The sequence below is a fragment of the Stappia sp. TSB10GB4 genome (assembly GCF_900185745.1).
In the GTDB taxonomy this organism is placed as follows: Bacteria; Pseudomonadota; Alphaproteobacteria; order Rhizobiales; family Stappiaceae; genus Stappia.
The window spans coordinates 46,073-62,049 of sequence record NZ_FYAV01000055.1; the positions used below are offsets into that span (position 1 = coordinate 46,073).

The following is a 15,977-nucleotide window of genomic DNA, read 5'->3' on the forward strand; positions in this document are numbered from 1 at the left end:
TCAATCGCATGGCGGCAGCTCCGCCAGCGCCTGCGTCAACTGCCCGACCCAGCCGCCAAGATGCGGCGGGTGCAGGCAGGTGAAGTGATCGCCGTCGGCCTCGATCAGCGCGATCTTTCCCGCGACAAGCCCCTGCCAGTCCGGCACGCCGAGCCGGTCGAGCCCCTGCCGGGTCCTGACCAGCGTCAGCGGGACGTCCAGCGGAGCCGGTTCATAGGCCGCAAGGGCGGCGCGGTTGGCGACGAAGACCGCGAACAGCCGGCGCAGGTCGTCCGCCGTCATGCCGGGATGGCTGCGGGCGAAGGCGGGCGTGGCGAGGAGCTGCTCGGCGATGTCGGCGCCGGCGGCCAGGTCCACCGCCTCGCCGCCCAGGAGGTCGCGGGCGAAGGCCATCGCCTCGGCGGTCTCCGTTCGGCCGGCGGCCACGCGCCCCTCATCAGGCTCGATGCGCCTCACCTCGCCCGGCGTGTAGCTGTCCAAGAGAGCGAGGAGGTCGACCCGCTCGCCGGCGGCGATCAGGTGCCGGGCGATCTCGAAGGCGAGGACCCCGCCCATCGACCAGCCGGCCAGCCGATACGGCCCCTTGGGCTGGACGGTTCGCAGCAGGCCGGCATAGCGCGCCGCAAGGGCCGGGAGATCGGGCGGCGCGACGCTCTCGCCCGGCAGCAGCCCGCTGGCGCGCAGGGCATGGACGGACCAGTCCGGCCCGAGCGCGGCGGCAAGATCGCCATAGCAGGAGATCGTGCCGGCGACCGGATGCAGCAGAAACAACGTCGGCGCCGTCACCGCATCCGGGGCCCGGCGCAGCGGCACGAGAAGCGAGGGAGCAGTGGGGTCGCCGGCACCGGCCGGAGGGCCGGAGGGCAGACGCTCGCGCAGGAGCCGGGCCTGGGCGGCGATGGTCGGCGCGGCGGCCAGATCGGCCACCGACAGCGCGAGGCCGAAGGCGCGTTCGATCCCGGCGAGCAGCCGCACGGCGGCAAGGCTGTCGCCGCCACTTTCGGCAAAGCCGTCGTGAAGACGCGGCCTGTCGCCGCCCTGCCCCAGCGCCTGCGACCAGACCTCCAGCACGCGCGCTTCGGTCTCGTCCTGCGGTGCCTCGTCCGCCGCCTCGCCCGCCTCCTCATGCGGCTTCGGCGCGCCGGCAATGCGCCGCAGCGCCTGCCGGTCGACCTTGCCGCCAGGGCCGACAGGGAGCGCGTCGATCCGGTGGATCGTCGCGGGAAGCATATGCGCCGGCAACCGCCCGGCGAGGCGCGCCTTCAGCCCCGTCTCGTGGAACCCGGCGGCGTCGGCGACGACGAATGCCGACAGGGCCGCGCCGCCGTCGCGGCCGACCGTCGCCAGCACCGCCGTCTCGCCAAGCCCCTCGGCCGCCAGCGCCGCCTCGACCTCGCCCGGCTCGACGCGGAAGCCGCGGATCTTCACCTGGTCGTCGAGGCGGCCGTGAAACGCCGCGACGCCGCCGCTGTTGGGCAGGAAGGCGGCCAGATCGCCGGTGCGGTAGAGCCGGATCGGCGGTTCGCCGGGATCGATCGTCCGCAGGACGAAGCGCTCCTGCGTCAGATCCGGGCGGCCGTGATAGCCGAGCGCCAGGCGCGGCCCGCCGATATGCAACTCGCCGACCGCCCCGTCGGGAAGCGGATTGCCGTCGCGGTCGAGAATGTAGATGCGGGTGCCGGGCAGCGGCCGGCCGATCGGCACCGGGCCGGCGCGGTCGCCGGGCACCACCTCATGCACCAGGGCGGTGATGGTCGCCTCGGTCGGCCCATAGGCGTTGAGCAGGCGTGCCGACGCCAGGCCGCTCGCCGCCCACAGGGCCACCACATCCGGCCCCAGCGCCTCGCCGCCGCAGATCAGCAGGCGCAGGGAGAGTTTCGACAGGTCGGCGGCGCCGGCGGTCCAGGCTTGCAGGAGTTCGCGGAGATAGACCGGCGGCAGGTCGGCGACGGTGATGCGCTCGCGCTGCAGCAGCGCCAGGAAGTCGGAGGGCGCGCGCACCGCCGCGCCGCCGAGCACCAGGCGGGCACCGCTCGCCAGCGTCGGCAGGATCTGCTCCAGCGCGGTGTCGACGCCGGGCGAGGCGAATTGCAGCACGGCATCCCGCTCGCCGAGGCCATAGCGGTCGATGACCGCCCGGCAGTGGCCGGCCAGCGCGCCGTGGGAGACCACCACGCCCTTCGGCGCGCCGGTCGAGCCGGAGGTGTAGACGATATAGGCGGGATCCTCCGGCCGCAGGGCGACGGGACGCCGGCGGGCAAGCTGCTGGCGCAGGCCCCAGCCGTCGCGGTCCAGCCGGACGACGCGGACGCCGGTGCCGGCAAGCTTGCGCGCGCGCGCAACCAGCCGTCCCGGCGCCAGCACGAGCGCGGCCCCGGCATCGGCCAGGACAAGGGACAGGCGGTCGTCCGGATGGTCGGGATCGAGCGGCACCCAGACCGCTCCGGAGGCCAGCACGGCGATGAGGCCGGCAATGCCGTCCGCCTCCCGCCCCGACAGCACCGCGACCCGGTCTCCCTGCCGGATGCCGCAGGCCGACAGCGTCAGGCACAGCCGCTCGACCTGCCGCAGCAACTGGCGGGCCGAGAGGGTGTCCTCCGGCCCGGTCAGGACGCCGGCAGCGGGGACCTGCCGCAGGCGGGCCTCGATCCACTCATGGACCAGACCCGAAACCGGCGGGGCATCCGTTGCCGCGCTCCAACTGTAGAGGGCGCGCTCGCGCTCGGCGCGGGTCAGCATGGCAAGCTCGGCGACGGGCGTTTCAAGATCGTCCAGCATCGCGCCGGCCAGCATCTCGTAGTGCCCGAGCATCCGCTCGATGCGGGAGGCGCCGAAGCGGCTGCCGTCGAAGGTCGCGACCAGCAGCAGCCCGTCGCCGTCCTCGTAGAGTTCGAGGCCGAAAGGCGTGTCGCCCGGCTGGCGGATCTGCCGGAGATGTTCGGCCCGCCCCTGCTCCGGCGGCAGGTCGACGCCGGCGCCCTGCGGGAAGTTCTGATAGGCGTAGCTCACCTGCCAGGGCGCCATCCCGTCCGCCCGGCCGCCCAGCTCCCGCGCGACGACCGCGAAGGGCACATCCGACCGCACCAGCCCCTCGGACAGCGCCCGCTGCACCGTCTCCAGCAAGGCGGCGGCCGGCAGATCGCCATCCACGGCGATCCGCAGGGCCATCATGTTGGCGCAATAGCCGACGGTTTCCTCGAAGCGCCGCTGCGGCCGGCGCAGGGTCGGCACGCCGATGACGAGGTCGTCCTGGCCGGTATGGCGATAGAGCAGCGCTGAGAGAACCGCGAGATGGAAGGCGGCGGGGCTGATGCCCTGGCCCTGCAACACCTCCCTTGCGCGGGCGACGAGCGGCTTCGGCAAGCGATGCTCGGCCGCGCCGTCGCGCCGGCCGGTCTCGGCGGCGAGCGTCTCCCGGTCGGCCGGCAGATCGAGGGCGGGAAGCTCGCCGGACAGCCGCTCGCGCCAGTAGCGCCGCTGCGCCGCCCCTTCGGGCGAGGCGAGCAGGTCCCGCTCCCAGGCGACGAAATCGGCATAGTCGGCCCGGTTCGCGGCCCGCGCGCGCTCGGGCACGCCGCCCGAGGCAAAGGCCGCATAGGCCTGCCAAAACTGGCGGGCGACGACGGCGGCGGCGGCGCCGTCGATGGCGATGTGATGGAAGGTGACAAGGAGAAGCCCCTCGCCCGGCCCCAGCGTGCCGCCGCGCAGCAGCTCGAAGCGGATCGGCGCCTCCACGGCCAGATCGAAGGGGCGGGCCAGCCGCCGGCGGGCGAACTCCGCCGGCTCGATCTCCTTGGGAACCGCGAGGCTCGCAAGGCGCGGGGGATCGCCGGCCTCCAGCCTCTCGCCCTGGCCGGCGACCCGCGCGGCGAGCACGGGAAAGCTCTCGCAGAGCCAGGCGCAGGCCCGCGACAGGCTGTCCTCGTCGATGCCGCCGACGCGGAAGGCCAGCGGCACGTTGTAGTCCGTCAGATCGGGATAGAGCGTCTGGAGCGCCCACAGGCCCTTCTGGCCCTCGCTCAGCGGCGAGCGCCAGGGCCCGTCCGTCACCGAGGAAACAACCTCGGGCAGCGCATCCGGCTCATTTGCCGCGATGCGGGCGGCGAGATCCGCAAGGGTCGGATGGCGGTCGAGATCGGCATGGGCGAGCGTCACCCCATGGGCCTCCTCGACCGTATACACCAGCCGCATCCAGCCCATGGAGTCGAGCGCAAGGTCCCGCAAGGGCACGTCGAGGGACACCTGAGAGGGCGACACGCCCCGGAGGGCGGCGACCGTGTGCCGGAGCGTTTCCAAAGGCGCGGCGTCGCTTGCCCGGCTGCGTGCGTCTGGCTCCGACGGTGACGGGATATCGGGCAATCTGCCGATCCAATGGCGCTCGCGGGCGAAGGGGTAGCCCGGCAGCACCAGCAGGCCGCGCCGGTCGCCGTCCTCGGTCGTCTGCGGCAGCGGCGCTGCCGACGGATCGTTTGCAGCGGCACCGAGTTTGTCGGCCAGTTCTTCCACCGAAGAGGCCGTGACCTCGACGCCGCAGGCCATCGCCTCCCGCCCGAAGCGGAGCGTGCGCGACAGGCGGTCCAGCGAGAGGCCCGGCGTCGTCCGCACGAAACCCGCAATCTGCCGCAGCATCGCCGCGAGCTGATCCGGCGTGCGCGCCGACACGGGGAAGCGGAAGGGGCTGGCGGACTCGTCGGTGCTGGCGGCGGCCGCCGGCGGTGCCTCTTCCAGCACCAGATGCACGTTGGAGCCGCCCGCCCCGAAGGAACTGACGCTCGCCCGCAAGGGCTGCGCCTCCCCCTCGACGAGGCGCGGGAGCCACGGTTCGGCCCGAAGCTGCGGCACGAAGGGCGTTGCGGCAAAGGGCGAACCGGCGGCGTTCATGCTCGGCAGGCCGGGCGAGGGCACGAGACGGCGGTGCTGGAACTGCAGCAGCACCCGGGTGAGCTGGGCCATGCCGGAGGCCGCCTCCGCATGGCCGAGATTGGCCTTCACCGAGCCCAGCGGGATGTCCTGCGCCCCCGCGAAAACGCGGCCCAGCGCTCTCAACTCGATGGCATCGCCGATGGCGGAGCCGTTGGCGGCCGCCTCGACATAGCCGATGGAGCGCGGATCGATGCCCGCCGCCTCGAGGTTTTCCGCAAGCAGGCGGGCCTGCGCATCGACATTGGGCACCGCATAGCCGGCGGAATGGCCGGCATGGTTGGCCATGCTGGCGCGGATCACGGCAAGCACGGTGTCGCCATCGGCGAGCGCATCGGCCAGCGGCTTCAGCAACACCGCGCCCACACCCTCCGAAGGAAGATAGCCGTCGCCGCCGGCAAAGCTGCGGCTGCCGGCATGGCTGCCGACGAGACCGGCCTGGCTGAGCCCGACATATTTTTCCGGCAGCAGCGACAGGTTGACGCCGCCGGCAATCGCCAGCCGGCATTCGCCCGCCTTCAGGCTCTGGCAGGCCTGATGCACGGCCTGAAGGCCGGAGGAGCACATGCTGTCGACGGCAATGCTCGGCCCCTGCAGATCGAAAAAGAACGAGGTGCGGTTGGCAATCGCCGAATAGGACGAGAGCAGCAGCAGCGCCCGGCTTTCCGCGTCCATCTCCAGCGCCTTGTAGTGCTGGTACATGGCACCGACAAAGACGCCGACGCGGTTGCCGTAACGCTTGCCGAGCCAGGCGCGCGTGTGGCCGGCGCGTTCCAGCAGATGCCAGGCCGTCTCCAGGAACAGCCGCTCCTGCGGGTCGGCGAGCGCCGCCTCGCGTGGGCTGTAGCCGAAGAAACCGGCATCGAAGCGGTCGACATCGTCGATGAAGCCGCCCCAGCGGCAATGGCTGGCAAGCGGCTGGCCCTTGCGCGGCGACCAGGTCTCCTCGACATCCCAGCGCGCGGCCGGCACCTCGCGGACGCAGTCGCGCCCCTCTTCCAGCGCCTGCCAGAACTCTTCCACTGTTTGCGCGCCGGGGAAGCGTCCGGCAACGGCAATGACGGCGATGCTATCGATGTTCGCGACAGGCATCGCCGGGGCTGGCGAGGGCGTTGGCGAGGGAGCCTCGTCGCGGGTCACGGGCACCACTCCCCGGCCCATCGTCTCAAGCTCCGCCGTGAGCCTTGCGATGGTCGGATGTTCGAAGAGAAGCGTCTGCGGCAGCGGGCCGAAGCGGGTTTCGAGCGCTGCCACGATGTCCAGCGCCGAGACGGAATCGACGCCGAACCGGTCGATGGTCTCCTCCGCCCCGAGCCGCTCGGCAGGAATCTTCAGAACCTGCGAGAAACAGGCGCGAACCGCGTCGAGAACGGCTTCGCTCACCGGGGGAGCCGCATCAAGGGCGACGGAAACCGGCTCCGCCGCCCGCGCGGGAACCGTCGCCGGGCGAAGAAGCCCGCGCAGACGATCCTTGTCGCCCGCGAGCACGAGAAGCTGATCCTCGCCCTTGCGCGGCAGCGCGAAGGCAAGCGTTGCCAGCGCCGCATCGGTGGCGAGCGGCGTAGCACCGGCCTGCCGCTCCATCGCGGAGACAACCGCGCCGGGAAGGCGCATGCCGCCGTCCTGCCAGTAGGGCCAGTCGATGGAGAGCGTATGGCCGCAGCAGTCACCTTTGCCGGCACGGCGGTTCCGCTCCTGCGCGAAGGCATCGAGGAAGGCATTGGCCGCGGCATAATCGGCCTGACCCGGATTGCCGAGGGCACCGGAGGCCGAGGCAAAGAGCAGCAGGACATCGAGCGGCTCGCTGCCGAGCGCCGCATCGAGCGCCAGGGTGCCGGCGACCTTGGGCGCCAGCACCGCGCGCAGATCGGCCTCGGACTTGTTGGCAATCAGGCTGTCGCGGGTGAGGCCGGCCGCATGGACGACGCCATCGAGACGGCCATGCGCCGCGCGGATCTCCGCGACCAGCGCGCCCATTGCCGCGCGGTCGGTGACATCCGCCTGACGGTAGACGGCGCGCGGCCCGAGGCCGGCAAGGGTCTCGTCGAGCTTGTGCGTGCGCGCGGACCTGCCGGTGAGCCATACGGTGGCGCCGGGCGCCTTGGCGAGGATGTCGGCGGCGAGATGCAGGCCGACACCGCCCGCCCCGCCGGTGACGAGATAGATGCCGCCCGGCTTCCACGGCGACGGCAATCCGCCCGTGTCGGGCTCCACCTCCTGCCAGGTCCGCAGCAGCCGCCGGTCCCGGTTGTAGCGGATGTCGTGATCGGTCTGCGCGAGGGCGGCCTCATGCGCCAGCAGACCGGCGAGATCGGGCCGGACGGGATCGAGCGAGATCGCCTGACACGCCAGATCGCGATGCTCCAGGCGCGCACAGCGCAGCAGGCCGGCTAGCCCTTCGGCGAACGGGTCCTCGACGGGAAGCACGAGTTGCAGGACGGCAGGTCCCGAGCGGCTCGCCATCTCCTCCTTGAGCAGGGCGAGCAGGTGCGTGGCGTGATCGGCGAAGCGCTCGCCCTCGTCGGTGCTGCGGCTCTCCAGCGCCACGATCCGAGCTTGCGGCATCTGGGAGCGCAGGCGGGAGGTAGTTTCGTCCGCCGCACCGCAGAGGACGACGACATGCCGATCAGGGGCGCTGGCGGCGGCCGGCGGGTCCGTCTCCCGCCAGTGCGGGCGGAACAGCAACGGCAGGGCCGGAGCCGGCGTCGGAGCCGGCGCGCGATGCTCCACGGCCGCGCCCTCGGGCAGCCAGTAGCGCTCGCGGGCGAAGGGATAGGTCGGCAGGCCGATGCGGGCGAGACGAACGCCGCCGCGCAGCCGCGCCCAGTCGACCGCGGCGCCGCCGACCCAGGCGGCGGCGGCTGCCTCCAGCGATCCCGGCGCCGTCTGCACCCCGTGGCTGCGCGTTGTACGGCCGCGCCAGATACCGGCCCCCTCGCCGCCGCCCTGCAGCGCCGCGTCCAGCAGACGGACCAGCTCCGCCTTGTCGCCTGCGACGAGGGCAAGCCGCTCCTCGAAGGCCTCGCGCCCGTCCTGCAACGTGGTCGCGGCGGCGAACAGCTCGCCCTCGGACAGGGTGTCGAGGCGGGCGCGGAACCGCTCCAGCACCTGGTGCAACTGCCCGGCCTCGCGAGCTGAGAAGGGATAGATCGCAGGGGCGGGAGATGCCTCCCGATGAGCGGGCGCCGGATACTCCTCGATGATGAGATGGGCATTCGAGCCGCCGGCCCCAAAGGAGGAGAGCGCGGCGAGACGCGGGCTCTCGTTGCCCTGCCCGTCCCGCCGCCGCGGCCAGTCCTCCAGGCGCTGCTGGACGCGGAAGGGCGAGGCGGCGAAATCGATCTCGCGGTTGAGCCTTGCCGAATGCAGCGAAGGCGCCAGCCGGCCATGGCGGAACTGCAGCAGCACCTTGGTCAGGCCGGCGATGCCGGCCGCGCTCTCGCCATGGCCGATATTGGACTTGACCGAGCCGATGGCGCAGAAGCCGCAAGCCTCCGTCTCCCGGCGATAGGCGCGGGACAGGGCGGCGATCTCGATGGGATCGCCGAGGCTGGTGCCGGTGCCATGCGCCTCGACATAGCCGATGTCCCCGGCCGTCACGCCGGCGCGCTGCATGGCACGGCCGATGACGGCGGCCTGCGCCAGCGGGTTCGGCACGGTGTAGCCGTTGGTCTTGCCGCCATGGTTCAGCGCCGAGGCGCGAATGAGGCCGTGGATGCGGTCGCCGTCGGCAATGGCGCGCGACAGCGGCTTCAGCAGCACCGCGCCGACGCCTTCAGCCGGCACGTAGCCGTCGCCGCCTTCGCCAAAGCTCTCGCAGCGCCCGGTGCTCGACAGGAAGCGCCCCTGCGCCAGCGCCAGATACTTGTTGGGATGCAGGGTCAGGTTGACGCCGCCGGCAAGGGCGACACGGCAATCGCCGGCGCGCAGGGCTTCGCAGGCCAGATGGATCGCCGTCAGCGAGGACGAGCACATGCTGTCCACGGCCATGCTGGGGCCGTGAAAGTCGCAGAAATAGGAGACCCGGTTGGCGATGGAGGCGGCGCTGCCGGACAGGGCCAGCGGCCGGCCGGCGGCAGTGCTCTGCGCGCCGTAGAGCTGATACTCCTCGTACATGACACCGACGAAGACGCCGACATCGCCGCCCGCCATGCCCTCCGCGGCCGGTGCGACGGTGGCGCGGGTGTAGCCGGCATCTTCCAGCGTTTCCCAGGCGCATTGCAGGAACAGCCGCTCCTGCGGATCGATATAGGGCGCCTCGCGCGGCGAGATGTTGAAGAACAGCGGGTCAAAGCGGTCGAAATCGTCGACGAAACCGCCCCATTTGCCGCGCGGCAGCCCGCCCCGGCCGTCCGGATCGTGGAACCTTGAATGGTCCCAGCGCTCAGCCGGGATCTCGGTGATGCAGTCGCGCCCCGCCGCAAGGTTCCGCCAGAACGCCTCGACATCGCGCGCGCCGGGATAGCGCCCGGCAAGGCCGATGATGGCAATCGGCTCGTCCCTTGCCTCGCCCCTGCGCTCACGGAGGGGCGGAGTTGCGGGCGCGGCGATCGCCGGGAGCGCACCGGCGGGCGCCTCCCCCAGGATCTCCGACAGCCTGTCCGCATGGGCCGACGCGAAATGCCGGGCCAGCGAGGCCAGCGTCTGGTGCTCGAAGAACAGGGTGCTGGAGAGCGGGCCGAACACCTTGGCGAGTTCATCCGTGAGCCGGGTGATCAGTACGGAATCGATGCCGTAGATCTCCAGTGCGGCCTCAGGATCGATGTCGGCGTGCGGAATGTCGGTCTCCCGCGCGACGACCTCCGCAAGATAGCGCTCGGCTCTTGCGGCCAGCGAGGGGGCGGGTTCCGGTTTCGCCGGCGCGCGTGTCTCCTCCGGCGCCAGCGCGCTCCTCACCAGGCGCAGGGTGAAGCCACGGATCGCGACGCGGACGTTGCCCGCACCATCGGCAAGATCGATGTCGATGCGGCGCAGGCCGTTTGCAGCCGGCTGCTCGCGCAGATGCGCCCACATCTCCTCGCCGGTCGGGCCGAAGACGTCCATCCGCTCCAGCGCGAAGGGCAGCGCCGCCGTGCCGCCGGGCTCGCCGTGGAAGAGGCCAAGCGCCGAATGGAAGGCAGCGTCGAGCATCGACGGGTGGAGATGGAACGCCTCGCCGCCACGGGCGGCGTCCGGCAGCCGCAGCCGGGCCAGAGCCTCGCCGTCGCCGGCCTGCATCTCGACCACACAGCGGAAGGTGGGACCGTAGGAGAGGCCAAGCGCGGCATAGCTGGCATAGAGCCAGTCGCGGTCGAGCACGCGCGGGAGGCGGCCGTGCAGGGCGGCAAGATCGAGATGCATCGGCACAGAGCCGGCCGGCAGGGGGACGACGCTGCCGCGCATGTGCTCGGTCTCGGTTCCCGAGAGCAAGCGGAAGCTTTTGGCGCCAGCCTCGCCCTCTTCCAGCGGCAGCCGCACCTGTACAGAACCGGAAGAGAGTTCCAGCGGCCGGCGCCATGTCACGCCCTCCAGCCGCGCCGGGTCGCCGCCGCCGGCGGCCATGAAGGCGCTTCGCGCAAGCTCCAGCCCCATGGCCGCGGGCAGGATCGGCATGTCCCGGAAGCGATGATCGCGCAGATAGAAGGCCGATGCCTCAAGACGGCGGGCGAAGAGACGGTCGGCGGGCTCGGACACTGCGGGGTCGCGCGCTGCTGTCGCCGGCACGGCAGACATGGCCGGGGCGGCGACGCGGTAGACCTCGCGGGCGAAGGGATAGGCCGGCAGGCGCAGACGTCGGCGCGACGCGGACGCCTCGCCGAAACCGGCAAGGTCGCCGCCTTGCACGAAGTGCCGGGCCCAGTCCTCGAGCGATTGCGGCAGCGCAAGGCGAACCTCCGCACGCGCCTGCCCGAGATGAAGGCCGGGCAGCGGAACGCCGTCCAGGACCGCCCTCAGCGCTTGGATCACCTCCGCCAGCGAGCGCGCGACGAAGGCAAGGCGCTGCTTCATCGGCGTGCGGCCGACGTGCAGGGTGAAGGCAAGGTCGGCGAGATCGGCGTCGGTGAAGCACCCGCTCGCGAGCGCTTCCGCCAGATCCCGCGCCCGGTCTTCGAGACGCGCGGCATCGCGGGCGGACAGGACGATGAGCTGCGGTGCGGGCGCTGCGGCGGCGGAGGGCGGCGCGGAGGAATAGTCCTCCAGCACCACATGGGCGTTGACGCCGCCGAAGCCGAAGCTGCTGACGCCCGCCCGCAGCGGCAGTTCGCGGCCCGCACCATCGCGCAAAGCCGTCCAGGGCCGGCCCTGCCGGACAACCTCGAAGGACGTTCCTGAAAGATCGATATAGGGGTTGAGGGTCTCGCAATGCAGGCTCGGCACCAGCCGCCGATGCCGCATCTGCAACAGTACCTTGGCGACCCCTGCGATGCCGGCGGCAAGTTCCAGATGGCCGATATTGGTCTTGACCGAGCCGATGCCGCAGGAGCCCTCGGCGCCGATCCCTGCAAAAACGGTCTTGAGCGCGTTGATCTCGACTGGATCGCCGAGCGCGGTGCCCGTGCCGTGCGCCTCGACATAGCCGATGGTGGACGGGTCGATGCCGGCATCGCGATAGGCGGCGCGCAGCAGATCGGCCTGCGCCTGCGTATTGGGCGCGGTCAGCGAATTCGCCCGCCCGCCGTGATTGATCGCCGTGCCGCGAATGACGGCAAGGATCGGGTCGCCGTCGCGCAGCGCGTCCGAGAGCCGGCGAACGAGGATCATGCCCGCCCCTTCGCCGCGCACATAGCCGTTGGCTTGTGCCGAGAAGGTCTTGCAGCGCCCGTCGGGCGATAGCATGCCGGCCTTGGCGAAATTGATATGCGCTTCCGGCGTGACGATGGTATTGACGCCGCCGACCAGCGCCATCTCGCAGTCGCCGCCGCGGATCGAGCGGACCGCGCGGTGCAGCGCGACGAGGGAGCTTGAACAGGCGGTTTCCACCGGCTCGCTCGGCCCATGCAGGTCGAGGAAATAGCTGATGCGGTTGGGCCCGACCGAGGGCACCGCGCCGGTGGCGACATATCCTTCGCCGCCGGTGTCCTCGCCGATGAGCTCGCGATAGCCGCTCGACGAGGTGCCGACAAAGACCCCGACCTTACGCCCTGCGAGATCGCGCGGCGAGTGGCCGGCATCCTCGATGGCGTTCCAGGCATGCATCATCATCAGCCGCTGCTGCGGGTCCATCAGTTTAGCTTCGCGCGGCGAGATGCTGAAGAACAGCGGGTCGAACTCGAAGACGCCGTCGATGAAGCCGCCCCAATGGATGTTGGTCTTGCCGGGATCCGCCTTGGGGTCGCCGTCCACCTCCTGCCAGTCCCAGCGGTCGGGCGGAATGCGGGTGATGCAGTCGCGCGCCGAAACGAGGTTCTGCCAGAAGGCATCGGCATTGCGCGCCAGCGGGAAGGCGCAGCTCAGCCCGACGATGACGACCGGATCGTCCGACAGCGGCTCATCGCGCAGGGGCGCAAGCGTTTCACGTGCCGATTGGCGAGGCACCGGCACGGGCTGGGTCGGCTCCGCCAGCGTGGTGGTCGGCGCGGAGCCGGCCGCGACATCCGGGCCGATCAGCCCGCCGACATGGCGCGCGAGGCGGGCAAGCGTCGCGAACTCGAAGAAGTCGGCCGGCGTCAGCGAGAGGTCGAGCTCGTCATTGATGGCGGCGGCAAAGCCCGTCATCGTGATGGAGTCGAAGCCGAACTCGCCCAGCTCCGTCTCCGTGTCGAGAACGGAAGGGTCGACTTCCAAGACGCGCGCGGCGATGGCGGTCACGCGGTGAAGCACGGCCGTTGCGGCTGGTCTCGTGGACGGCGCCTCCTCCACCGGCGGACGGACAGGCGCCGACGGGCTGACGGTGCGGGCGGCGAAGCCCTCGAAAAGCGCCAGAACGCGGCCTGTCTCGTCGCAGAGCCGCAGGGTATGCGTGGCCTCGTCCCGTTCGCCGACCGCCCACATGACCGGTTCGGTCGGGCCGGCCACGACAAGCCGGCGCAGGGCATAGGGCACGGCGAGCGCGGCCTCGGCGCCTGCGGAGAGCGCCAGCAGCGACTGCAGCGCGCCGTCCAGCATCGACGGATGCAGGGCCATGCCGTCCGTCGCGGCTGCCGGGAGTTCGAGCCGCGCAAGCACGCAGCCATTGCCGGTCGCAAGATAGGTGATCGGCCGGTGGGCGGGGCCGTAGCCGAGGCCCAGCGCCTCGAACCGGGCATAGAGCCCGGACGGATCGAGCGCGCCGGACATGGCTCCGCGCAAGGCATCGAGATCGACCGGCAGCAATACGATGTCCGGCGCTGCGCGGACGCGGCCCTCGCCATGCACCTGCCGGCCCTCGCGGCCGGAAGTCACAAGATGATAGCCGTCGCCGGCCTCGTCCATCTCGACCTGAAGCCGCACGGGCGCCGCATCGACGACAACCGGCCGCAGCCAGGTGTGCCCGGTGAATTCCAGCGGCAGGTCCGCAAACCCGCGCCGTTCCAGCTCGGCCCGCACAAGTTCGAACTGGACGACGCCGGGGAGGACCTTGCGCCCGCCGACAAGATGATCGCACAGGAAGCTCTCGCTCCCCTCCAACAACAGGCTCGCGGCACTCGCCGATGCGGATTCGCCGCCGCGCACCCAGTGGCGCGTGCGGGCGAAAGGATAGCCCGGCAGCCGCACGCGCCTGCGCCCGGCGCTGCCGGGAAGCTGCGTCCAGTCGACGTCGAGCCCGCGCACCCACAGGGCCAGCAACTCGTCGTGGCGACCGCGCGAGACGAGGCCGGCGGCGGCCTGCCTCAGGTCGGCATCGCCTTCCAGCACCGAGATGACAGCGCGGTTCGCCCGCACCCGGCCGAGATGCAGACCGCCCGTCTCCTCTCCGGCAAGGAAAGCGTCGAGCCGCCGGATCGCCTCACTGCTGCCGCTGGCCACGAAGGCAAGGCGGTGCTCCATGGCATCGCGCGCCACCTGCAGCGTGTGCGCGACATCGGCCAGCGAGACCGCGTCTCCCGCCTCGTCCAGATGGCGGCGCAGATCGCTTGCCATCGTCCGCAGTTGGTCCTCGCTGCGGGCGGAGAGAACCAGCACGGCCGGCGCGCCGGTCTCGGCCGGCCGGGCCACCGACGCGGCGACATATTCCTCCAGCACGACATGGGCGTTGCTGCCGCCGAAGCCGAAGGAACTGACGCCGGCCCGGCGCGGCAGCTCGCGGCCAGACCCGTCGCGGATGCGCGGCCAGTCGCGCGCCTCGCGCACGACATAAAAGGGGCTGCCCTCCAGCTTGAGATAGGGGTTCAGCCGGTCGCAATGGAGCGTTGCCGCCATCTCGCCGTGACGGATCTGCAGCAGCACCTTGATCAGGCCGGCAATGCCGGCGGCAAGCTCGAGATGGCCGATGTTCGACTTGACCGAGCCGATGCCGCAGGACGGCGCGACGCCGGCGCCGAAACGGTCTTCCGCTTCTCGCGCGAGATCGGCGAAGGCGGCGGAGAGTGCCTCCACCTCGATCGGATCGCCGAGCGGCGTGCCGGTGCCGTGCGCCTCGATATAGCCGACGGTGCGCGGATCGAAGCCGGCGGCGCGATAGGCGCTGCGCAGCAGCTCTCCTTGCGCCTTCGGGTTGGGCGCGGTCAGCGAGGCGGCGTGGCCGCCATGGTTTTCCACCGAGGCGCGGATGACGGCGAGGATGTCGTCGCCGTCGCGCTCGGCCGCTTCCAGCGGCTTCAGGAAGACGAGGCCGACGCCCTCGCCGCGCGCATAGCCGTTGGCCGCATCCGAAAACGGCTTGGAGCGCCCGTCGGGCGACAGCATGCCGGCGCGCGAGAAGCCGACAAAGGCTTCCGGCAGGAGCAGGGCATTGATGCCGCCGGCGATGGCCGCGTCGCAATGGCCCGAGCGGATCGCCTCGACGGCGCGGTGCACGGCGACCAGGGCGCTGGAACAGGCGGTCTCGACGGCAACGCTGGGGCCGTGGAAATCGTAGTAATAGCTGATCCGGTTCGGCCCGAGCGAGGGGGCAAGGCCGGTCATCGAGTAGCCTTCAACGCCGCTGCCGGAGGCCGCGACCAGCCGGCTGTAGCCGGTGTCCGCGGTGCCGAGGAAGACGCCGGTGCGCGAGCCGGCAAGATGCGAGGGAGCGTAGCCGGCATCCTCCATCACCCGCCAGGCCTCGGTCAGCAACAGGCGCTGCTGCGGGTCGATCATCCGCGCTTCGGGCGCGGAAATCCCGAAGAAGGCGGCATCGAACTCCGCAAGCCGCTCGCCGATGAAGCCACCCCATTTGACATTGGTGCGGCCGGGTTCGCGCTGCGGATCGCCCCACCAGTCGCGCCAGTCCCAGCGCTCGGCCGGCACCTCGGAAATGCAGTCGCGGCCCTCGACGAGGTTCCGCCAGAAGGAGGCGACATCGGCAGCGCCGGGGAAGATGCCGCTCATGCCGATGATGGCAACGGCCCCGGAGGCGATGTCGGCGACAGCAGCGGGACGAGGGACGGTCGCGGCGACGGGTGCCGGCGCGGGACCCGTTGGCGCAACCGGCAGCAAGGCCTCAGGTGCCGGCGCGCCGCCGAGGACGGCGATCATCGCTGCGGCATGATGCTCCGCCAGATGCGCGGCGAGCGTTTCCAGCACGGGATGCTCGAAGAACAGGGTCGGCGTCAGATCGAGGCCGAAGCGGTCGTTCAGCCGGTTGGCGAACTGGGTGAAGCTGATGGAATCAAAGCCGTATTCGGTCAGTTCCACATCCGCGTCGAGATCGTCGAGCGCGACCTTGAGGATCGCGCCCGCCTCCTCGGTGACCGCGCGCAAGACCCGGAGCCGGAGATCGCCGGTATCGACGGCGGTGGGCTTCGGCGCGCTCTCGGCTTTTTCCTGCGGGCGGATGGCGGTGCGGGTAACGAGATCGCGGATGCGCTCGCGCTCGCCCACTGTTACCAGCACGCGGGCGGTGCCCGGCGCGATCTCGCCGGCCAGCAACCCGGCCAGTACGCCGAGCCCCGCGCCGGTTTCCAGCGGAACGAGGCCGGTGGTCCGGCGCATCAAGGCCTCGCTGGCCGCGTCCATGC

At 71.4% G+C, this 15,977-nt stretch carries 1 protein-coding gene (cut by a window edge); it reads right to left on the bottom strand.

Annotated features, from left to right (window positions below; all coding sequences use genetic code 11):
* Nucleotides 1-15,977, bottom strand: partial view of a non-ribosomal peptide synthetase gene (locus TSB10GB4_RS15155; protein WP_186396393.1) — the 3' portion only. Its footprint extends 4,303 nt past the window's final position; 15,977 of the gene's 20,280 nt are visible here — the last part of the coding sequence; the start codon falls outside the window, past its right edge — the gene reads right to left on this strand; its stop codon occupies nucleotides 1-3.